This window comes from Otoolea muris, assembly GCF_943193115.1.
Taxonomy (GTDB): Bacteria; Bacillota; Clostridia; order Lachnospirales; family Lachnospiraceae; genus Otoolea; species Otoolea muris.
Map to the genome: position 1 here is coordinate 11609 of NZ_CALPCY010000039.1, position 21482 is coordinate 33090.

At 53.1% G+C, this 21482-nt stretch carries 20 protein-coding genes; 16 read left to right on the forward strand and 4 right to left on the reverse strand.

Going from position 1 to position 21482, the window contains the following annotated elements; all coding sequences use genetic code 11:
* Positions 1 to 94 precede the first annotated feature (94 nt).
* On the reverse strand, positions 95 to 967 hold the full coding sequence (locus NFS31_RS18820; protein WP_251498603.1) for a LysR family transcriptional regulator: 873 nt from the start codon (positions 965 to 967) through the stop codon (positions 95 to 97).
* Between the two features lie 460 nt (positions 968 to 1427).
* Here NFS31_RS18820 and NFS31_RS18825 point away from each other — a divergent pair, with 460 nt between their 5' ends.
* The 7 genes from NFS31_RS18825 (at position 1428) to NFS31_RS18855 (ending at position 11402) form a co-directional block, all read left to right on the forward strand.
* Entirely contained in the window at positions 1428 to 1949 is a 522-nt protein-coding gene (locus NFS31_RS18825; protein ID WP_251498606.1) for a cytidylate kinase-like family protein, read from the forward strand.
* Positions 1950 to 2611: 662 nt separating this feature from the next.
* Complete coding sequence (gene thyX / locus NFS31_RS18830; RefSeq protein ID WP_251498609.1) at positions 2612 to 4063, forward strand: FAD-dependent thymidylate synthase; 1452 nt, start codon at positions 2612 to 2614, stop codon at positions 4061 to 4063.
* A 524-nt stretch (positions 4064 to 4587) separates the two neighbouring features.
* Positions 4588 to 6201 (forward strand): L-glutamate gamma-semialdehyde dehydrogenase, encoded by a 1614-nt coding sequence (gene pruA / locus NFS31_RS18835; RefSeq protein WP_251498612.1) that lies wholly within the window; start codon positions 4588 to 4590, stop codon positions 6199 to 6201.
* 434 nt (positions 6202 to 6635) lie between these two features.
* A complete protein-coding gene (locus NFS31_RS18840) occupies positions 6636 to 7511 on the forward strand; it encodes an MBL fold metallo-hydrolase (RefSeq protein ID WP_251498614.1) in 876 nt (291 codons plus the stop codon).
* Between the two features lie 147 nt (positions 7512 to 7658).
* Positions 7659 to 8549 (forward strand): sulfide/dihydroorotate dehydrogenase-like FAD/NAD-binding protein, encoded by an 891-nt coding sequence (locus NFS31_RS18845; RefSeq protein WP_251498617.1) that lies wholly within the window; start codon positions 7659 to 7661, stop codon positions 8547 to 8549.
* Positions 8549 to 9946, forward strand: a complete 1398-nt coding sequence (gene gltA / locus NFS31_RS18850) for an NADPH-dependent glutamate synthase (protein ID WP_251498671.1) — start codon at positions 8549 to 8551, stop codon at positions 9944 to 9946. Before NFS31_RS18845 ends, gltA begins: the two co-directional genes overlap by 1 nt.
* Positions 9947 to 10046: 100 nt before the next feature.
* The gene (locus NFS31_RS18855) at positions 10047 to 11402 is read left to right on the forward strand and encodes an MATE family efflux transporter (protein WP_251498619.1); all 1356 of its coding nucleotides are present in this window, start codon (positions 10047 to 10049) and stop codon (positions 11400 to 11402) included.
* Positions 11403 to 11525: 123 nt separating this feature from the next.
* Here the strand turns inward: NFS31_RS18855 and NFS31_RS18860 are convergent, their stop codons facing one another.
* The 3 genes from NFS31_RS18860 to pcp all read right to left on the reverse strand — a co-directional run bounded on the left by NFS31_RS18860 (position 11526) and on the right by pcp (position 13882).
* On the reverse strand, positions 11526 to 12446 hold the full coding sequence (locus NFS31_RS18860) for a DUF979 domain-containing protein (RefSeq protein WP_251498622.1): 921 nt from the start codon (positions 12444 to 12446) through the stop codon (positions 11526 to 11528).
* 15 nt (positions 12447 to 12461) lie between these two features.
* On the reverse strand, positions 12462 to 13148 hold the full coding sequence (locus tag NFS31_RS18865) for a DUF969 domain-containing protein (protein WP_251498625.1): 687 nt from the start codon (positions 13146 to 13148) through the stop codon (positions 12462 to 12464).
* 92 nt (positions 13149 to 13240) lie between these two features.
* Positions 13241 to 13882 carry a pyroglutamyl-peptidase I gene (gene pcp / locus NFS31_RS18870; RefSeq protein ID WP_251498628.1) on the reverse strand — a complete coding sequence of 214 codons (642 nt, stop codon included), beginning with the start codon at positions 13880 to 13882 and terminating at the stop codon, positions 13241 to 13243.
* 267 nt (positions 13883 to 14149) lie between these two features.
* Between pcp and NFS31_RS18875 the strand changes: the two genes are divergently transcribed.
* From NFS31_RS18875 to NFS31_RS18915, 9 genes are all read left to right on the forward strand, one after another.
* Positions 14150 to 15139, forward strand: a complete 990-nt coding sequence (locus NFS31_RS18875) for a LysR family transcriptional regulator (protein WP_251498631.1) — start codon at positions 14150 to 14152, stop codon at positions 15137 to 15139.
* A gap of 85 nt (positions 15140 to 15224) precedes the next feature.
* Positions 15225 to 15917 carry an iron-sulfur cluster assembly scaffold protein gene (locus NFS31_RS18880; RefSeq protein WP_160225010.1) on the forward strand — a complete coding sequence of 231 codons (693 nt, stop codon included), beginning with the start codon at positions 15225 to 15227 and terminating at the stop codon, positions 15915 to 15917.
* A 73-nt stretch (positions 15918 to 15990) separates the two neighbouring features.
* Entirely contained in the window at positions 15991 to 17001 is a 1011-nt protein-coding gene (locus tag NFS31_RS18885) for a GGGtGRT protein (RefSeq protein WP_251498633.1), read from the forward strand.
* Between the two features lie 422 nt (positions 17002 to 17423).
* The gene (locus NFS31_RS18890) at positions 17424 to 17519 is read left to right on the forward strand and encodes a putative holin-like toxin (protein WP_251498635.1); all 96 of its coding nucleotides are present in this window, start codon (positions 17424 to 17426) and stop codon (positions 17517 to 17519) included.
* 375 nt (positions 17520 to 17894) lie between these two features.
* On the forward strand, positions 17895 to 17990 hold the full coding sequence (locus tag NFS31_RS18895; protein ID WP_251498635.1) for a putative holin-like toxin: 96 nt from the start codon (positions 17895 to 17897) through the stop codon (positions 17988 to 17990).
* 1123 nt (positions 17991 to 19113) lie between these two features.
* On the forward strand, positions 19114 to 19428 hold the full coding sequence (locus NFS31_RS18900) for a PadR family transcriptional regulator (RefSeq protein ID WP_251498637.1): 315 nt from the start codon (positions 19114 to 19116) through the stop codon (positions 19426 to 19428).
* A 5-nt stretch (positions 19429 to 19433) separates the two neighbouring features.
* Positions 19434 to 20084, forward strand: a complete 651-nt coding sequence (locus NFS31_RS18905; protein ID WP_251498639.1) for an HAAS signaling domain-containing protein — start codon at positions 19434 to 19436, stop codon at positions 20082 to 20084.
* Positions 20085 to 20123: 39 nt separating this feature from the next.
* Positions 20124 to 21041, forward strand: a complete 918-nt coding sequence (locus tag NFS31_RS18910; protein ID WP_251498640.1) for a DUF4097 family beta strand repeat-containing protein — start codon at positions 20124 to 20126, stop codon at positions 21039 to 21041.
* 197 nt (positions 21042 to 21238) lie between these two features.
* Positions 21239 to 21448: a small, acid-soluble spore protein, alpha/beta type gene (locus NFS31_RS18915; protein WP_251498642.1), complete on the forward strand. Its 210-nt coding sequence runs from the start codon at positions 21239 to 21241 to the stop codon at positions 21446 to 21448.
* The last annotated feature ends 34 nt before the right edge of the window (positions 21449 to 21482 follow it).

Consider the following 21482-nt stretch of genomic DNA (forward strand, 5'->3'; position numbering starts at 1 on the left):
ACGCAGCATCTGCCTTTGCAAAATCGTGCGCATCCCCCGTAGTAAACGACAAATTATTTTGTCGTTTACTATAACACTTTTTGTAAAGGAACTGTCACGAATCCGCGGCAGTTCCTTTGCTTTTGTTTTGCAGAAACCTGCAGAAATCGCCGAGAAGAGCCGCGTCCCCGCCGGAGGGCGGCCGCACGAGGAAAATATCGCGCCGGCAGTCCGGGAAGCTGACCGGCACAAGCGCCAGATCCGGATGGCGGGGAACGCCCCAGGAATACACAGGCCAGAGGGCGGCCCCAAGGCCGGCCCCAATCAGGCGCTGCGCCGATTCCGGATCGCTGCATTCACAGACAATCCGCGGCGTGAAGCCGGCTTCCCGGCAGAACCGCATACCGGCCTGCCGGGCGGATTTGTCTGTGCAGAGGGTGATAAAATCCTGATCCTTTGCGTCGCTGAGGCGCGCGCCCTGCATGGCGGCCAGGGGCGAGCCGGAAGAGACGGCCAGGAAAAATTCCTCTTTTAGAAGCAGCCTGCTTCCTTTTGCAGCAGGAGCGTCCGGTAGGGCGCCGCAGATGCACAGATCCGTTTGCTCTTCGTGAAAATCTGTCCGGATCAGGAAGCGCGCCTCCGGATGAAGGCGTTTATATTCAGCCACCCATCCTGCCGCCAGGCAGGAGGCGGCCGCGAGGCTTAAGCGGATGGTTCCCTGCGCGCGCGCGGCCTGTTCGCGGACCGCGTCCGGAAGGGCGTCAAGGGCCTCCATGATGGGCAGGAGCGTCTTTAGCAGGAAGCGCCCGGCATCGTTTAAGCGGACGGCGCGCCGTTCCCGGTCAAACAGGGAGACGCCAAGTTCCTGTTCCAGGCGCTTGATCGACTGGGAAAGGGCCGGCTGGGCGATCCGCAGCGCCTCAGCCGCCTTTGTCATGTGCTGGTATCTGGCGGCGGTGAGAAAGTAGCGAAGCTGTAATAATTCCATAAAAACCTCACAAGTCTTCATTGTCTGCAGTTCTATAATTAAAGTGATCCCCTGGCAACGGTTCAGAGGTCATCCGAACGGTTGCATTGACAGGATGAAACTATAATATTTAGTATATATTATAATATAAAAGTTATCAATATATAAGAATAAAGTATTTGAAATTGTTAAAAAAATAACGTATACTATTTGTAACATAACATTGCGTAACTGTACATCATTCGTAACAGTTCAGACAGGTCTGCGCACCTGCTGCGCCGACCGTACGAAAACATAGAGGCAGCAGGCATCTGCCCCATTGCGAAGCGATTTTCATAGGCAGACGCTGTAACAGTTCAGGTTGTCTGAACTGTTACCATCATTACAGGTTTACGCAGCATTTTATGACAGGGCAACAAAAAAAGGAATATCCGCCGCACGGCCCGCCGTTTAGGAGGAATTCCTGTCAGGAGGAGAAGTAATGGCAAACAAAACAGTATGTATTGAACGGGAGTATGGAAGCAACGGAAAAAATGTCGCACAGTGGCTGGCAAAGACGTTAAGCCTTGAGTGCTATGATAAAAAGGATCTGTGGCGGATTGCGGAGGAGAACCATCTGCTTAAGGAGATACCGGAGGATGAGAACGAGCACGATCTGGCGGCCCAGCGGGAGGCGATACTATACTTATCCGACAGGGCTTCCTGCGTATTTGTAGGAACAAGCGCCGCCTCCGTGCTTCAGGGGCGTCCCAGAAATCTGAATGTATTCATTAAGGCGGATCTTGAGACAAAAATTCAGTGGGCCATGGCCAATGAAAAGCTGGACCGCGCGCAGGCGGAGGAGCGGATCGCACAGATGGGAGAGCAGAGAGTCGAAATCCGCAAGAACCATTCCACAACCGAGGACGGCGATCCGGTGGAATTCGATCTGACAGTCAGCACATCCAAGTTTGGAATGGAAGGGGCTGTGGAGATTATTAAGAAATGTTTGTCAAGAATGTAACAAATTGAAGCAATGATAAGGGTTAGAGTGACCGGACACGGCATCGTTCAGGCTGTGTCCGGTCATTTTTTAGTTAAGGAACTGTCAAGAAATAACTTTTCATATTGCTTGTCTTTTTCTCCGAGAGTACCACTCAAAAATCAGTTACATAGCCTACTATGCGCCTGATTTTTGAGTGGCACTCTCGAAGAAAAATCCTGCGCACTATTGAAAAGTTATTTCTTAACAGTTCCTAAGGTGTATGTGAGCTATGGTTCATTGTGAGGGGGCCGCCGCCGCCATCTCATGTATCCAACGGAACCCTGCTTCCGCCCGGAGAAAAGCGCAGCGGACGCTGAGATCGAAAAGACCTCGCTAAGCGCCGGAGGTTTTCTACGGGTTCCTTTTGGATACAGGAGCTGGCGGCGGCTGCGTTATCAGCGGGCCTCTCACGACAAACTACGCCCCGCAACCGTTCACTTCGCTTAAGTAAAATGCCATCGGGCCGTGAATAATAGCGATTCAGCCGCGGCGTCTGAAAAGATTTCTTGAAATAGGTTAAGTAAAATGATAGAATAAAGCATCGCGGATTTAAGGAAGAAATGGCTGTTTGGCGGCAAACGATATCGTAACGAAACGCGGTTCGATTGCAGCGAGACACAGACAGAAAAGGAGAGAACAATTTGAAGCAGGGTTCCGTAAGAATTCTATTTTACAATGAAAACGCTGACAGTATAGTGGCCTCGGCGGGGCGTATTTCCACGACAAAGGGCGGCGCGGATGCAATCTATGAGAAATCATGCGCGAGGGATAAGGAGGAGAATATCAGGCTGATTCAGAAAATCTTGTCTTCGGGGCATACCTCGGTGCTGGAGCATGTGTTTTTGAATCTGTCCTTTGACAATGTGTCCGTGTTTGTGGAGCAGTTTATGATTGAATTCCGGCTGGCGTCCTTTACTGTGAAGTCGCGCAGATATGTGGACTTTGGAAAAATGGGCTATGTGACGCCGGATTTCGCGTGCTGCGGCGAACGCGCCGCAGCGTCTGAGGAGCTGTATGGCAGCCACATGGAATATTTATTTAAGGAATATGAGTTTCTGCTTGAACAGGGAATCCCCAAGGAGGACGCCAGATTTGTGCTCCCATATTCATTCCGGAGTAATTTTTACTGCACCGTAAACGCGCGGGAGCTGGTGAAAATCGTGAATGAGATGGTTTGGGGGAGGGGGAGGAAATACCCGGAGATTGCGGCCCTGGGAAGCTCCCTGATAGCTCAGTGTGAGGAAACGCTTCCGTTTCTGCCGTTTGAAAGCTCCGGTTTTAAAAAGGAGCAGACGGAGAAAACGAAAGAGGCAGAGAATCAGGAATGGCCAGGCTCAGGGGAGACAGAATTTCCGTCGTTTTTCTCCGGAAAAGGGATAAAGACAGCACAGCCTGGCAGTGTGACAGAGGATCATGAGGCGCCGGTTGTTTTGGTGGACGGCCCGGCTCATCCGGAGGAAATGATATGCCGGGCAGCGGCGCTGTCCGCCGGCGGACGGCTTCAGGCAGATTGGCCGGATCCGCACGTGCAGAAAGAGGTAATCCGGAATATTTTATCGCATTCGCGCAGGCGGGAGCTGGAGCAGGTGAATTTCACAATCCTTTTTAACGGAGTCTCCCTGTCCGGCGTCACACATCTGGTACGGCACAGGATGCAGTCCATCCTTGTGCCGGATTATCTGGCAAGCTGTGATTTTAAGCGGTATATCACGCCTGAGAGCATTGTGAAGGCGGGCCTTAAGGAGCGGTATGAAGAGGTATTTGCCAAATCGCAGCGGACGGCAGAGCGGCTGCGGAAAAATGGATTTGCAGAGAGCAGTATGGCGTATCTGCTGCTCAGCGGCCTGACGATCCCGGTCCTGACCACGATGAATGCGAATGAGCTTCTGACCTTCATCCGCTTAAGAACGTGCAGCCGCGCGCAGTGGGAGATCGCGGGGCGCGCAAAGGAGCTCTTGCGGATTCTGAGGAGGCGGTATCCGGCTCTGTTTTCCCTGTACGGGCCCGGCTGTTATATGGACGGGGCCTGCCCCGAGGGAAGGATGTCGTGCGGGCGGATGAAAGAGGTAAGGGAGCTGTTTTCGCTCGGGTAACGGGAGGATCTGTCCATCAAAATTCCAGGAAAGTTACACGATCGTTTAATTTGGCTATTCTTGATAAAAAGCGGTTTCTTTTAGTATAATAAAACCGTGGAAACTGTTAAGAAACATATATAGGCGGCTCTGGCACAGATTCGCTTACGGCTTTGCGGTGCGCCTGCTTCCTGGCTTTGCGGGAAGCAGGCTTTTTGGCGTGCGCTGGCTCCGGAGCCAGCGCAGGAAAATAGTGTCCGGGCAGCGCGGCAAACAGGGAGGCGCTGCTCTTCCGGGAACTCCATTCAGATCAGATTGGAAAAAATGTGGTTGAATTTTGATTAAACGTAATGAAATAGAAAAAAGACAATTCATATATATGAAAATATTTCGGGATAATAGAGATGATTATATTGACATTTTAATTTTAATCTATTATAATACATTTATATTCATAAATATGAAATATAATATCATTAAAATGAAACCATATTTTATTATATTTTGTAAAATATAATGGTGAGAATGAAAGGAGAAGAGAAACAATGAGCAATGGACATTATAGAATGGATATGCCTGCCAATGAGCCGGCCTTCCGTTACATGCCGGGTTCAGAGGAGAGGGAGAACATTCAAAGAGAGCTGGAACGCCAGATGGGAGAGGTGGTTAAGATTCCGCTGATCATTGGCGGAAGGGAGATTTGGACGGAAAAGACGGGAGTCTGCACGGTTCCGCATCTTCATTCGCATGTCCTGGCAGAGTACAGCGTGGCCGGGGAGAAGGAGCTGAGAGCGGCAATCGATGCGGCGATGGAGGCAAAGGCCGCGTGGGAATCCATGCCATTCGAGCACCGCGCATCGATTTTTCTGAAAGCCGCCGCCCTCCTGACCGGTCCGTACAGGGCCGTGGTCAATGCGGCGACCATGCTGTGCCAGAGCAAGACGGTTCATCAGGCTGAAATTGACTCTGCCTGTGAGCTGGCGGATTTCTTCAGGTTTAATGCGTACTATGCGCAGCAGATCTATGAGGAACAGCCGAACCATGCGCCGGGCGAATGGAACCGGCTGGAATACCGTCCGCTGGAGGGATTTGTGGCGGCTGTCACGCCGTTTAATTTTACGTCCATCGGGGGCAATCTCCCGTCCGCCCCGGCGTTAATGGGGAATGTAGTCCTCTGGAAGCCGGCCTCGTCCGTGGTGCTGTCCAATTATTATGTCATGAAAGTGCTGCTGGAAGCGGGACTTCCGGCCGGAGCCATCCAATTCGTGCCGTGCAGCGGTGCGGACATGAGCCGTTTTGTGCTGCGCGATCCGCGGCTTGCAGGTTTTCATTTTACAGGATCCACGGGCGTGTTTGAAAGCGTATGGTCCATGGTGGGACAGAACATCCGGAATTACCGCTCCTACCCGCGCCTGGTCGGGGAGACAGGGGGAAAAGATTTTATCTTTGCACATAAGAGCGCGTCCGTGAAGGCTTTAGTATCCGCGCTGGCGCGGGGCGCATTCGAGTATCAGGGCCAGAAGTGCTCCGCGGCGTCCAGGGCCTACATTCCGGCGTCTCTCTGGCCGGAGGTAAAGGAGGGCGTTTTGAAGGCCGCTTCACAGATCCGGACAGGGGATGTGTCTGACTTCTCGCATGAAATGGGCGCGGTGATTGATAAGAACGCGTTTGAATCCATCACCGCCTACATCGACGAGGCAAGGCAGTCCGCGGACGCGGAGGTTCTGTGCGGCGGGTACGATGGATCCACAGGGTACTTTATTTATCCGACCGTGATTGAGGCGAAAAGGCCGGATTATAAAACCATGACAGAGGAGATCTTCGGGCCGGTCCTGACCGTTTACGCGTATCCGGACGAAGCATTTGAGGAAATGCTTAAACTCTGCGACAGCTCGACTCCCTACGCGCTTTCAGGGGCGATCTTCGCGCGCGATCGCGGCATAATCGTACACATGGAAGAGGCCCTGAGAAATTCAGCCGGAAATTTCTATATTAATGATAAGCCGACAGGCGCGGTAGTGGGGCAGCAGCCCTTCGGCGGAGCGCGGGCGTCAGGCACGAACGATAAGGCCGGAAGCCGGTTAAACCTGTATAGGTGGGTTAGTCCGAGGACAATTAAAGAATTATTTGCAGCGGATGAGGAGGGGGGAATTCTGTAAATAATGTATTCAATTTTCGGTGTAAATCAACAGATATTTAACTGTTATATCCTGTGATTTTATGAATAAAAGAATATTATTCTTATAATATAGTCGTAATGAATTATATTAACTGTTGGTTTTATTATAGCTTGCCGGGTATGTAGCCAGTGTCAGATTCTAAACCCATAAGGAACCCGCAGAAAACCGCCGGCGCTTAGCGAGGTCTTTTCGGGCTTAGCGTCCGCTGCGCTTTTCTCCGGGCGGGAGCGGGGTTCCGTTGGGTTTAGAATCTGACTCTGGCGGCCCTCTCACGAAAAACAGCGCCCCCGCAATCGTTCCGTTTAAATAAATAAAACACTTTTATTGCGCCCGACAATTTCCGCTTGCCATAAGCAGGAGAATCTTCTATAATGTGTTTATTCGCGAGGAGAAAATCCAGGAGGTTATGCGGCATGCATTTTACAGACGTATCAGGCGTGGGAGAGGGCGCTGTCTTTCTGATCCGCGGAGAGGCAAATATTCTCTTTGAGGCGGGCATGGCCTACGCGGCTGCCCCGATGGTGGAAAAGATCAAAAAAGAGCTGGGCGGCGGCAGGGTGGACGCGGTTCTCCTGTCCCACTCCCACTATGATCACGTATCAGGTCTTCCGGCCGTCCGCCGGGCGTGGCCGGACGTAAAAGTGTACGCTTCCGAAAAGGCGGGAGAAATCCTCAAAAAACCGTCTGCACTGGAGACGATCCGCCGGTTGAGCGGCGAGGCGGCAGAGGCGGCCGGCCTTTTCTGGGATCCGGACTACCGGGATGCGGATCTGCAGGTCGATGAAACGCTGGAAGACGGGGAAACCGTCCGGATCGGCGATCACGAAGTACACGCCTTTGCGACCATCGGCCACACAAGAGATTCCTTTTCCTATATTATAGACGGCGAACTGATGCTCTGCAGCGAGACCGTAGGCGTTATGGGGCCCAAAGGCGGTTATATGCCCTCCTTTCTGGTGGATTATTTAGGAGCGGAAGAGTCCATCCGGCGTTCCCGCGCCTATCCCGTAAAGGAAATCATCCTGAATCACCACGGCCCTGTCAGAGAGCGGGACAGGGCCCGCATATGGGATTTCCTGCAGAAAAAACTCACAGAGAGCCGGGAAATTATGCTGGGCGTCATGAACGAGCACAGCTCCGACGACGAGGCATTAAAAGAGCTGGAACGGATCTTCCACTCCCATGTAGACAAAAAAGAACAGCCGGACGAGGCGTTTTACATCAATGCGGCCAGCATGATGCGCACGCTCAGGCGGCAGTTTCCGGAGCGGCTTTTAAGGAAAGCCTGAATTTGCCAGACACTGCCGGTCAGCGGGTGTTGAGGATGCGCCGGCTTCTTGCGGCCCCTTACGCGCCCGGCTGCCGCTGTTAAAGCAAAATCGTATCGAATTAATGTGGATTACATCAGAATCAGGAAGCAAAAAAAGGAGAATACCATGTACCAGATTGTAAAGGCCGAAAAGCTGGCCGACAAAATTTACCTGTGCGTTGTAAAAGCCCCCAGGGTTGCGCGTTCCTGCGAGCCGGGGGAGTTTGTGATCGTAAAGCTTCATGAGGAGGGCGAGCGCATTCCCCTCACGATCTGCGATTTTGACCGTGAAGAGGGCACGGTGACGATCGTGTTCCAGACGGTGGGCGCATCGACGGAGCAGATGGCCTCCTTAAAGACAGGGGATTCCTTCCGTGATTTTGTCGGCCCTCTGGGAAATCCGTCGGATTTTGTAAAAGAGGACATCGGGAGCCTGAAAAAAAGGAAATATTTATTCGTGGCCGGCGGCGTGGGGGCGGCGCCTGTCTATCCGCAGGTGAAATGGATGAAGGAGCACGGCATCGACGCGGATGTGATCGTGGGCTCCAAGACAAAGGATCTCCTGATCCTGACCCGGGAGATGGGGGAAGCGGCCGGATCGCTTTACATAGCCACAGACGACGGAAGCGCCGGGACAAAGGGCATGGTGACAGGCGTGATCGAGGATCTGGTGGAAAAGCAGGGAAAGAAATACGACGTCTGCGTGGCCATTGGGCCTATGATTATGATGAAGTTTGTCTGCCTTCTCACAAAGAGGCTGGGCATTCCCACAATTGTGAGCTTAAACCCGATCATGGTGGATGGGACCGGCATGTGCGGGGCCTGCCGTGTGACAGTGGGCGATCAGGTAAAATTTGCCTGCGTGGACGGGCCGGAATTTGACGGCCATCTGGTAAATTTTGACGAGGCCATGAAGCGTCAGCAGATATATAAGGATCAGGAGGGGCGGGCCATGCTCCGGCTGAAAGAGGGAGACACGCATCACGGCGGCTGCGGCTATTGCGGAGGTGACAGATGATGGAAGCAAAAAGAGACATGATGAAAAAGGTTCCGGTCAGGGAACAGGAGCCGCTTGTACGCGCCGCTAATTTTAAGGAGGTCTGCTTAGGCTATGACGAGGCGGAGGCTGTGGCAGAGGCAGAGCGGTGCTTAAACTGTAAAAATGCGAAATGTGTGGCCGGATGCCCGGTTTCGATCGATATACCGGCCTTTATTCAGGAGGTAAAGGGAGGCCGCTTTGAGGAGGCGGCAAAGGTGATCGCCAAATCGTCCGCGCTGCCGGCCGTCTGCGGCCGCGTCTGCCCGCAGGAGACACAGTGCGAGGGACAGTGCGTCCGCGGCATAAAGGGAGAGGCGGTTTCCATCGGAAAGCTGGAGCGCTTTGTGGCGGACTGGTCCAGGGAGCACGGCTTTGTGCCGGCCGCGCCGGAGACGACGAACGGGAAGCGGGTGGCTGTGATCGGATCCGGCCCCGCGGGCCTGACATGCGCCGGGGATCTGGCAAAGCTGGGCTATGAGGTGACAATCTTTGAGGCGCTCCATGAACCGGGCGGCGTCCTGACCTACGGGATCCCGGAGTTCCGTCTTCCCAAGGAAGGCGTGGTCGGCCCGGAGATCGACAATGTGCGCAAGCTGGGCGTGAAGCTGGAGACGAACGTGGTGATCGGGAAATCCGTGACCATCGACGAGCTGATGGAGGAAGAGGGCTTTGAAGCGGTCTTTATCGGCTCCGGAGCCGGGCTTCCAAAATTCATGGGCATTCCGGGCGAGAATGCAAACGGCGTATTTTCGGCCAATGAGTATCTGACCAGGAGCAATCTCATGAAAGCCTTCCGCGAGGATCATGACACGCCGATCATGAATGCAAAGAAAGCGGTCGTGGTGGGCGGCGGAAATGTGGCCATGGACGCGGCCAGGACAGCCCTTCGTCTGGGCGCTGAGGTACATATTGTATACAGAAGGAGCGAAAAAGAGCTTCCGGCCAGGGCGGAGGAGGTCCATCACGCAAAAGAAGAGGGGATTGTGTTCAATCTCCTGACGAATCCGGCTGAGATCCTGACTGATGAGAGCGGCTGGGTGAGAGGGATCGTGTGCCGCCGGATGGAGCTGGGAGAGCCGGATGAATCCGGGAGGAGAAGGCCGGTGGAAGTGGCCGGATCGGAGTTCGAGATTGAGGCGGACATGGTGATCATGGCGCTCGGGACCTCCCCGAACCCGCTGATTTCTTCTACCACCAGGGGTCTGGAGGTCAACCGCTGGAAATGTATTATCGCGGATGAGCAGAACGGGAAGACAACAAAGGAAGGCGTCTATGCCGGCGGCGACGCGGTGACGGGCGCGGCGACGGTGATCCTCGCGATGGAGGCGGGCCGCGCCGGGGCCAGGGGCATCGACGCGTATCTGTCACAGCGGTAAGGAGACTGGTACAGCGCTGTATTCATTGCGGGTAAACAGCGCTCGCTGCCCGCGCCCGGCAAGCCGGAGTTATAGAAAATGATTATGGGGGCACAGTAAAATGGGAAAACAGGTGGATTTACTGAATGAGCCGATCCTGCCTGCTTTGGCCAGGCTTGCGGTTCCGATCATGGCTACGTCTCTGGTGCAGATGGCGTATAATTTGACGGATATGGCCTGGATCGGCCGTCTGGGCTCCGGGGCCGTGACCGCGGTGGGGACAGCGGGCATGTATAGCTGGTTCTCCCAGGGGATTGCGATTCTGGCAAAGACCGGCGGACAGGTGAAGGTGGCGCATGCCCTGGGGGCCGGGGATGAGGAGGCCGCCGCCCGCTACGCCAGGGGAGCGATCCAGATGGGCGTGGTATTTGCCCTGGCGTTTGGGGCGGTCTGCCTTGTCCTGGCCGGGCCGCTGATCGGCTTTTTCGGCCTTGCGAGCCGGGAGATTGTGGAGTCGGCGATGATCTATCTGCGGATTGCCTGCGGATGTATTCTATTTTCCTATATTAATATGATTCTCACCGGGCTTTTGACAGCCACGGGGGACAGCCGGACGCCGTTTAAGGTGAATGTGGCGGGGCTTGTGCTGAATGTGATTCTGGATCCGCTCCTCATATTCGGCGCGGGTCCTGTTCCCGCCATGGGAACCGTTGGGGCCGCTGTGGCCACGGTTGCGGCGCAGGCGGCCGTGACGGTTCTGTTTATTCTGGCGATTCGGCGGGAGAGCCGGCTATTTAAGGGATTTTCACTGTTTACCCCGGTTCCCCCGTACTGCAGGCAGGAGATGGTGCGGATCGGCATGCCGGCGGCCGTGCAGAACCTGATTTACGCCGGTATTTCCATGATTCTGACACGCCTGGTGGCCGGTTACGGCGACAAGGCCGTGGCAGTCCAGAGAGTGGGGAGCCAGATTGAGTCTGTATCGTGGATGGTGGGAGACGGCTTTGCCGCCGCGATCAATTCCTTTATCGGGCAGAATTTCGGGGCCAAACAGATGGATCGGGTGAAGCGGGGGTTTTCCACAGCCATTGCCATGACGGCGCTGTGGGGGCTGTGCACCACGTCGCTCCTGATTTTTATGGCCGGGCCATTGTTTTCTGTCTTTATCACAGAGCCTGCGGTGCTGGCCGGGGGCGTGGACTATCTGAGAATACTGGGATTTTCACAGCTTTTTATGCTGGTGGAGCAGACCTCGGTGGGGGCCTTTGCCGGACTGGGGCGCACGGGCTTTCCGTCGGCGGTGAGCGTGACGCTCACCTCGGCCCGGATCCCCATGGCCGTCCTCTTTTCGGCGACGGCGCTGGGGTTAAACGGGATCTGGTGGGCGCTGACCGTGTCCAGTATTTTGAAGGGCTGCGTCCTGTACGCCGGATTTTTGTTTGTGCTTAAGCGGATGGCGCGCGGGGGAGAAAAGTAAAAGTAAACGTAAAAAGCGGCATATCCGGATTGATATGCCGCTTTTTACATTGGTTTTTAAATGGCTGCGCCTTTTGGCTCACTTACTTTGCGCAATATTCAAAACGTAAATGCTTCTTTAGCGTTAAAACGCCCAGAAATACATCAGCGCCACATGAATGGCAAACATAACGACAGCCACCGGAAGCTGGGCCTTGATGATGCCGTATTTGTTCTTCATTTCCAGGAGAGCCGCGGGCATGATGTTAAAGTTGGCGGCCATGGGCGTTAAGAGCGTGCCGCAGTAGCCGGCCGTTAAGCCTAGGACGCCTACGACAGCCGGATCGCCTCCCTTGGCGATCAGGAAGGGCATGCCGATGCCGACGGTGATAACAGAGAACGCGCCGAAGCCATTTCCCATCACAGCCGTAAAGAGGGCCATGCCTGCGCAGTAGACGAGGACGGCGATAAAGAGGTTTCCCTCCGGGATGACGGCCGAGGCGGCCCCGGAGATGACATCCCCGACCCCGGCGGCGGTGAATACGGCGCCGAGGGCGGCCAGAAGCTGGGGCAGTATGCCGGTCACGCCCACGTTATCCATCAGGCGCGCTCCTTCCTCCGTGGCAGAACGGGAGGGCGCTTTGGTGATGAAAAAAGCGATGGCCAGGGAGAGCACGCCGGATATACCGATGGCGTTGCTGGCCCCAAAGGGAAGGAAGGAGGCGGCCAGCAGGGCGATGAGCGCCAGGGAGATAACCGGGATAAAGATCCGGTTGCCCAGGCGATCCGCTTCCTTTCTGCTCTGATCCGCGTCGAGGCCGGGCCCTCTGCTGGGCTTTACCTTGCCAAGGCCGGTTAAAAGGGCCAGGACGAGGATCGCGCCGCCGGAAATGTAGGCCGGCAGATAGGGGCCGACCATGAAAATTGCGGCCAGGACGAACCAGAACGCGGCGGTGAGGCTCCGGCAGGCCAGGGTGTCATCCTTAAGAGCCTTTAAGCCTGTGAGGATAAAAACCGCGCCGATGAGGCAGTAAAAAAATTCAGACATAATTGTGTTGAAATCCATGATACCATCCCTCCTTTATGCTTCCGGGCCTGACGCGGAGTGTTTTTTGTCCAGCCGCTTATCGAGTAAATAGTTGTGCGCCGCTCCGACCACAATGGAGATCAGGGCGATGGGAATCGCGCACAGGGACACTCTCAGCGCGTCGAGCTCGCACCCCTGCTCGGTGAGCGTGGACACAATCAGCATGGTTCCGGCCGCGCCCATGAAGCAGAGCTGCGCGTAGAAATTGCCGAAATTGTCGCTGGCGGCGCAGTAGCCCTTGATCTCATCCTCGGTTTCCTCATCCACGGCGCCGTATTTGACTACGGCCGCGCCGTGGGCCATGGGGCTGATTAAGGGGCGGACAAACTGCGGATGCCCGCTGAGCCGCAGGGAAAAGGCCGCGCCCAGGGCGCGTAAGACCTGATAGAGCGTAATCACCTTTCCGGTTGTCATATTTTTTGTCTTTCGGATCAGATCCACGGCTTTTTCCTTTAAGCCGTACCGCTCGCAGATGCCGATAGCCGGCAGAGTGAGCACGAATACTGTGGCGACTCTCTGTGTGATAAAGGACTGCCCCAAAATATCCAGCACCTCAATAAAGGACATGCCGGAAACCAGCCCTGTGGCCACGCCTGCGATCACGACAGTCGCAATCGTATCTTTTTTTAAAATAAACCCAATAATTACAATAACAATACCAATTAATTTGATGGCTTCCATATATCGTTCCCCCTCTGTGTCAGAATGAAGCGGTTCAGACTGCCTGAACGTATGTCAGAAGTAACTGTTCAGAGATCCCTGAATTGTTACCGTCAGAATTCCTTTCCCCCCACGGCACGGATATCCGTGTCATTGTAGACAATAGCGGAAATCGCGGCCTCAATGCCTTTGGCGATATTCTCTATGGACATGGAGGGGGCGTCGGCCAGGTTTACGGTCTGCTGCGGGCTGTAGGGCACATGCATAAAGCCGCCGCGCATGGAGGGGTAACTCTTGTGAATGTGGTACAGAACGCCGTACATCAAGTGGTTGCAGACAAAGGTTCCGGCTGTATTGGAAACACTGGAGGGAAGGCCGGCGCCGCGGATGGCCTGCACCATGGCCTTGACCGGGAGCAGGGAAAAATAGGCGGGCTCGCCGTCGTCGAAGACGGGGATGTCAATGGGCTGCTTGCCCTCGTTATCCGGGATTCTCGCGTCATCCACATTGATGGCCACGCGCTCGGGATGCAGGCCGAAACGTCCGCCGGCCTGACCGATGCAGAATACGACGTCCGGCATATGTTCCTTCATAGCGGCCTCCACGGTGTCAATCGATTTCCCGAATACAGTGGGGACCTCCAGCTTAATGATGTCAGCGCCTGCGACGCTGTTTTTTACCAGCTTCACCGCCTCCATGGCCGGGTTTACGTCAGCTCCTCCAAAGGGATCAAATGCAGTTAATAAAATTTTCATCGTTTTTCCTTCCTTTCCTTACAGTTATACGTTTTGTGGCGGCCTCTGTTTGTTATACTATCCTCCTTTTGGGCCATGATTATAGGTAATGTTTGGCAAAACAGAATAATTAAAATTTAAAAAATGATTTTTATTTGACAGATTTAACCATTGCTTTTATTATATTTATAACAATCTTTTGGCGTTATGGCCAATTGCTATTATCTATCGCCGCATAACAAAATGGTTATACGGCGGGCCGGCCGCGCATGACGGGAGGATGCTTTTATGAATATCAGGACGCTGAAATATCTGGTGGCCATTGAGACGTACGGCTCGATTTCCGAGGCGGCGAAGAGGATGTATATCACGCAGCCATATTTGAGCAAGATCCTGCGGGATACAGAAGAGGAGTACAATGTGACGATTTTTGCCAGGGGCAAGAAGGGACTTTCGCTCACCGAGCGCGGCCGGCTGTTTCTTGACATGGCAAGGGATCTGATTGAGGAGTCGGAACAGTTTGTCAGGCTGTTTCAGGAGGAGCCGGGGCGCATTTCCTTAAAGATCGCGGCGTTTCCGTCCTCGTATGCCATGGACGCGTATCTGCGCATGCTTACAGTCCTGCCGGACAAGGCGTTTTTATTTCATTATAAGGAGGAGCCGACCGCGGATGTGATCGAGGATGTCCATTCCCAGGCCGCGGATCTGGGCGTGATCTTTTTGAAGGAGAAGAACGAGGCGCTGACAAGGGAGTATTTTAAGGCCAAACGGCTCATCTGCAGACGCGTCTTTGACACAAGGCTGCACCTGATCGTCCGCTCCGGCCATCCGCTGGCTGAGAAAGGGCGGTTTACGCTGGAGGATTTGTATTCGTGGGGCCTGGTGATGTATTATACAAAAAAGGAAGCCAGGATCTACAGCCTGGAGGACGGTTATTACAATAAAGCGTCCCTGTCGGAGCTGATAGATTTCGAGAAATTCCGGCAGATTATTTACATATACAACCGGGGCAGCATGCACAACATCCTGCGGCAGACGGATTTTATTGCGCTGGGAAGCCAGGCCACGCTGGAACAGGACAGGACGTTCGGCCTTATTTCCCTGCCGTTTCCATTTCCGGAGGGGGAACGCCCGGAGGAGTATGACAATACGCTGTACTATATTTACAGGAATGACCGGCCGCTCACGGAGATGGCAGGGCTTTATACGGATACGCTGATGAGATATTACAGCGGTGAAAAATTAGCGGAGAAAAAACAGAAAAAACCTATGGACTAATTGAGAGATCCGTGAGATAATAAAACAAGTATGATGTGATAAAATTAACAAAGTACAACACATTCATTTTGAAAGGAGTCTTATAATGATTTATTCACACGAAGTAGAAAGTATGTGTCCAGTAGCGCAGGGCGTTAATCACGGCGCCGCTCCGATCCCTGAGGAGGCAAAATGGGTAAAATCCAAAGAGGTGAAGGATATTTCCGGCTTGACGCACGGCGTGGGCTGGTGCGCCCCGCAGCAGGGCGCGTGTAAGCTGACCCTGAATGTGAAGGAGGGCGTTATCCAGGAGGCGCTGGTTGAGACCCTTGGGTGCTCCGGCATGACACACTCCGCGGCCATGGCGGCTGAGATTCTCCCGGGCAGGACGATTCTGGAGGCTCTGAATACGGATCTTGTCTGTGATGCGATCAACACAGCTATGAGGGAGCTGTTCTTACAGATCGCCTACGGCAGGACGCAGAGCGCGTTTTCTGAGGACGGGCTTCCCATCGGAGCGGGCCTTGAGGATTTGGGAAAAGGACTCCGTTCCCAGATTGGAACCATGTATGGAACACTTAAGAAAGGTCCTCGTTATCTGGAGATGGCAGAGGGCTATGTAACAGGGATTGCGCTTGACGCGGAGAACCAGATCATCGGCTATCAGTTCGTGAACCTGGGCAAGATGACGGATTTCATCAAAAAGGGCGACGATCCGAACACGGCATACGAGAAGGCAAAGGGCCAGTACGGCCGCGTTGACGACGCAGTGAAGATCATCGATCCGAGACAGGAATAAACGTATGTGAACGGTTACATTCAGCCGGATAAGCTTATCAGACAGGTAAAGATTTAAGGAGGATCATTAAGTTATGGCATTATTTGAATCATTTGAGAGAAGGATTGACAAGATCAATTCTGTTTTAAACAGCTATGGCATCGCTTCCATCGAAGAGGCTGAGAAAATTACAAAGGATGCCGGACTGGATGTGTACGATCAGGTAAAAAAGATTCAGCCGATCTGCTTTGAGAACGCATGCTGGGCTTACACCGTGGGCGCGGCGATTGCCATCAAGAAGGGCTGCCGGAAGGCGGCGGACGCGGCTGCCGCGATCGGCGAGGGACTTCAGGCATTCTGTATCCCCGGCTCTGTCGCGGATCAGCGCAAGGTAGGCTTAGGCCACGGCAATCTCGGCAAGATGCTGCTTGAGGAGGAGACGGACTGCTTCTGCTTCCTGGCCGGACATGAGTCCTTCGCGGCCGCGGAGGGCGCGATCGGCATCGCGGAAAAGGCGAACAAAGTGCGCCAGAAACCGCTGCGCGTGATCTTAAACGGCCTTGGAAAGGACGCTGCGCAGATCATTTCCCGCATCAATGGATTTACATATGTGGAGACAGAGATGGATTACTACACGGGCGAGGTGAAGGAGCTGTGGAGAAAGTCTTACTCGGACGGCCTGCGCTCCAAGGTAAACTGCTACGGCGCAAACGACGTGACAGAGGGCGTGGCCATCATGTGGAAGGAAGGCGTGGATGTTTCCATCACCGGCAACTCCACCAACCCGACCCGCTTCCAGCACCCGGTGGCAGGCACCTATAAGAAAGAGTGCGTGGAAAAGGGCAAGAAGTATTTCTCCGTGGCCTCCGGCGGCGGCACAGGGCGCACCCTTCACCCGGATAACATGGCGGCAGGCCCCGCTTCCTACGGCATGACCGATACCATGGGCCGCATGCACTCCGACGCGCAGTTCGCCGGATCCTCATCCGTACCGGCCCATGTGGAGATGATGGGACTGATCGGAATGGGAAATAATCCGATGGTTGGAGCCACGGTGGCGGTTGCGGTATTGATTGAAGAGGCCAGTAAAGCGGGCAAATTTTGATTGAGTTGAGCCAAAATCACAAAAATAACATATAAAGACAGAAAAACGCCGTGATTTATATAAATTGCGGCGTTTTTGCACGCAATATCAGCGCGTTTTTGCTTGAAAATTGGTGGTTGGTGCGACAGAGGCATATTTTGCGCCCCAACCATAGCGAAAGGGGAAATAGCCTGAAACTGCGCGGGTTGTGGGGTTTTCAGAGATTTGCGGAATTAAATAATCGAGTTCGTAGTACCCAAAAATGATGAAGTGTTACACAATTTTCAGAATGTTATTTGGGAATATAAAGTGACGAAATTGATAAGAGAAGTTTTGGATATGAGTTGTGGAAAAGAAATATTCATACTATAATGCAAACAAGGAGTAATCGTGTTACAAGGTGGTAAGCCTCCCAAACTTGCAAAAGAGGGGAGGTGGTGCATATGACTACATATGAGGTATTAAGCCTGTTGTTTTTGGGCGGTACTTTTCTGGTCGCACTGCTTGCCTATATTGATAGGAATCACAAGCGAAAATAAATAAGCCTACCTTGTTACTTGGCCGATACAGGTAGGCTTATTGTCTATTCATGGAGGTCAACCACTTTGTGGGCGGTTACTCCTTTTATGCTTAAAATATAACACATTTATCAGGAATGTTCAAGTCTTAAATAAAAATAGATGCTGTAAAACGGTATAAGTTTGAGTTAGTAACTCCCGTATAGTACCCCAAAATGATGAAGTGTCACACAATTTTCAGAATATTATTTGGGAATATAAAGTGACGAAATTGATAAGAGAAGTTTTGGATATGAGTTGTGGAAAAGAAATATTCATGCTATAATGCAAATAAGGAGTAATCGTGTTACAAGGTGGTAAGCCTCCCAAACTTGCAAAAGAGGGGAGGTGGTGCATATGACTACATATGAGGTATTAAGCCTGTTGTTTTTGGGCGGTACTTTTCTGGTCGCACTGCTTGCCTATATTGATAGGAATCACAAGCGAAAATAAATAAGCCTACCTTGTACTTGGCGGTCTAGGTAGGCTTAAAAACTTATCCCGGAGGTCAACCACTTTGTGGGCGGTTACTCCTTTTATGCTTAAAATATAACACATTTATCAGGAATGTTCAAGTCTTAAATAAAAATAGATGCTGTAAAACGGTATAAGTTGTTACTGTTCACGGGTCAATGGCAGTTAGTTAAGCGGCCGATTGCCGGATGTTGTTTATCGTGGAGAGGCCGCCGTGGCCAGCTCCTGTATCCAACGGAACCCCGCTCCCGCTCGGAGAAAAGAGCAGCGGTACTAAGCCCTTTAAAGACCTCGCTAAGTACCGGCGGTTTTCTACGGGTTCCTTATGGATACAGGAGCTGGCCACGGCTACGTTATCAGCGGGCCGGGAATCCGTTTCATCCCTCCGAAAGTCCTGTAATACGTTTGTCTGGCATAAACGGGCAGGAATATCCTCTGACCGAATTGCAAATAATCAGTATAATTGCTTTATATATTCTGTTTTATAATGATTCGATGAATATTTAACTGTTATGTTTTGGGATTTTATCAACCAAAAATTGACTCTTTTCAGGTTTGTCCATTCGACAAACATTTCATGGTATAAATGCAATATAGCATGTTTTTACACGATGATAACAATCTTTTCAACAAAGTTTGGAAAGGAGCAAAAAATTATTCGTATGCTATAGCCATGATGAGCCATATTATTTGATATTTTTATTATAGCCTGGCGGCCCTCTTACGACAGACAACGCCCCACAACAGTTCATCTCGCTTAACTAACTGACATTGATTCACGGGTAGTATTCCGCGAGGTGTTTTTTGTGAGCGAAGGTCACAGAAAACCCGAGGGCAGCAGGAGCCAAAATGGGCAATCTTGCATTCACATTTGGCGACTGCCGCGAGGGCCAAATACCCCGCTGCTCTGCAGCGCTGCAAGTTTGACGCCCCGTTGCTTGCAGCGGGGTTGTTGACTGAATTATATTATACATTATATAATATATTTAAACTCATAATATAATTTTTGAAGTGACAGCTCCTGCTGTCTCGTTCTATCAGACAGCAGGGATGTAAAAGCGTAAGGCCGTTACGAATACGAGAAAAAGTAAGGAGTGAGGACATGGTTTTTAATACGGGAGCCGCTCTTCTGGACGCGATTGTCCTGGCTGCGGTTTCGAGGGAGAGCGAAGGGACCTATGGCTACCGGATGACCCAGGACATCCGGCAGGCGATTGATATATCGGAATCGACCCTGTACCCGGTGCTGCGGCGCCTGCAAAAGGAAGAATGCCTGGAGACGTATGACAGAGCGATTGACGGGCGCAACAGGCGGTATTATAAGATCACGAAGACAGGCAGGGCGCAGTTAAATCTTTACAGAGGAGAGTGGCGCGTCTATGCGCAGAGGATTTCCGGGATTCTTAAGGAGGAGTGACAGGAATGGGAAAGGAAGAGTTTTTAAAGAGGCTGACATATCTGCTTCGCGATATACCGGAGGAAGAGATGCAGGATGCGGTTTCTTATTACAGGAGTTATCTGGAGGAGGCCGGGCCGGAGCGTGAGGAGGAGGTTCTGGCAGGCTTTGGGACGCCGGAACAGGTTGCGGAGGCGATCCGGGCGAATCTGGCGGGGGAGGCTGGGTCAGAGTGGAAACGCGCTCCGGAAAACCGGGATGCGCGCGGCGGCGGGGCGGACCGATCTGGCGGGGAACCGCTGCGTGAGGAGAAAAAGGCTCGGCCGTTTTGGCAGTATCTCCTGATGGGGCTGGCTTTGATCGTATTCGGCCCCCTTGTCCTTTCGGTGATTGTGGGCGTTGCCGGCAGCCTTTTTGGAGGGCTTGCCCTGCTGGCCGGCTTTTTTCTGCTTTTGGCCGTGCTGACGGCTGCGATGCTTTTGGGAGGCATTTCTCTGACCGTTTTGGGAGCGTTTTTTGTGTTTCCGGGCTTTTGGCCGGGCATACTTTTGATTGGGCTGGGCCTCCTGGCATTTGGAGGGGGATGCATCCTGCTGTGCTGCTCATGGCTTTTTTATGGCTGTTTCCTGCCGTGGCTCGGCAGGGGAATCTGGGGAATATTTGCAAAGAAAGGATGACGCCTGAAAAAAAGGCGCGGCCGGGAACGGAGGAGTAAGATGAGTAAATGGATGAAGCGGATTGCGGTGACTGGCCTGATTTTTATATTTTCAGGAATAATACTTACCTTAGCCGCGGCGGCGGCCGGGGGGCTTGGGGCTGCCAGGCGGGGAGTCAGTTATGTCATGGAGCATTATATTGGAACAGAAGATATGGAGCGCATCGGCGCGCTTCTGGACGCGGCCTCTGATCCGGGGTGGGATGGGATCAGCCCATATGCGGATGGAACCATGCGTATTTCCAGGGACGGCATGACGCTTTACGAGCGGCTGGAGGGCGTGAAGAACCTCTCTGTTGCAGTGGAGCGGACGGCGCTTAGAATTGAGACAGGAACCGAGCCTATGGACGGCCCGGCATTGTATGTGCGTGAAGATCCGCATCTGGATGTGGAGGTTGTGCGCGGTACGGCGGATCCGGCCGTTCAGGTGAAGCTTTCTTATCAGAGAAGAAGGCGCGGAGGTTCCGGCGCGGCGGTGCTTGTAGTGCCTGCGGACTGGCAGTTTGAGGAGTTTTCAGTGGATGGGGCGGCCGGATTTGTGCAGTTAGGCGACGTGTGTGCGGATCGTATTTCTCTGTCCGTGAAGGCCGGCGAGATCAGGGCGGAAACGCTGCGGGCAAAGAAGATTACCGTGCGTGCGGATGCGGGGAAAATAAGCGCTTCTGCAGCCGGCGCAGAGAGCGTGGACGCAGAAGCAAAGGCCGGAGCGGTTTCGCTGCGCGTGTCCGGCGCGGAGGATGAATTTGACTTCCGAATCAGTAATAAGGCGGGAAATGTCCGCATCGGGAGCACATCATATACAGGAGTGAATGAGGACAGCCTGAGGCGGGAGGCGGCGGACGGAAGGGAGCGAAAGGAGATTTCAGCAGACTGCGCGGCCGGAAGCGTGGAGATCGATTTTTCTCAGGATTTCCATTAAAACCGGTATATCGCACGGTGACAGGGGCATACTTTTAATACTTCGATGGTTTAATGCAGGCATGATGCGCCGCGCCCGCAGCCCGGCGGAAAGCGGGCAGCGGCCGGACGTACGCACGCACAACCGCCGGAGCAATCGCGCGTCTGTGGCCGTGATGGCTTCTGGTTATGGGCGCTTTGGAAAGGAGTATGCTTTTTATGGGTAAAAATACGAAAAAAGAGAAGCCCTTTAATGCAGCAGGCTTAAAACCAGAGGAAAAGCTGAAGTTTGAGATCGCCGCGGAGCTCGGACTGGCGGACAAGGTTGCGCAGAACGGCTGGAGAAGCCTGACGGCAAAAGAGAGCGGGCGTATCGGCGGCCTGATTACGAAACGGAAAAGGGAATTAAAAAAGCAGGTTGAAAGATAGCGGAAAGTCAAATATAATAGTGTGAGGAGGAGGG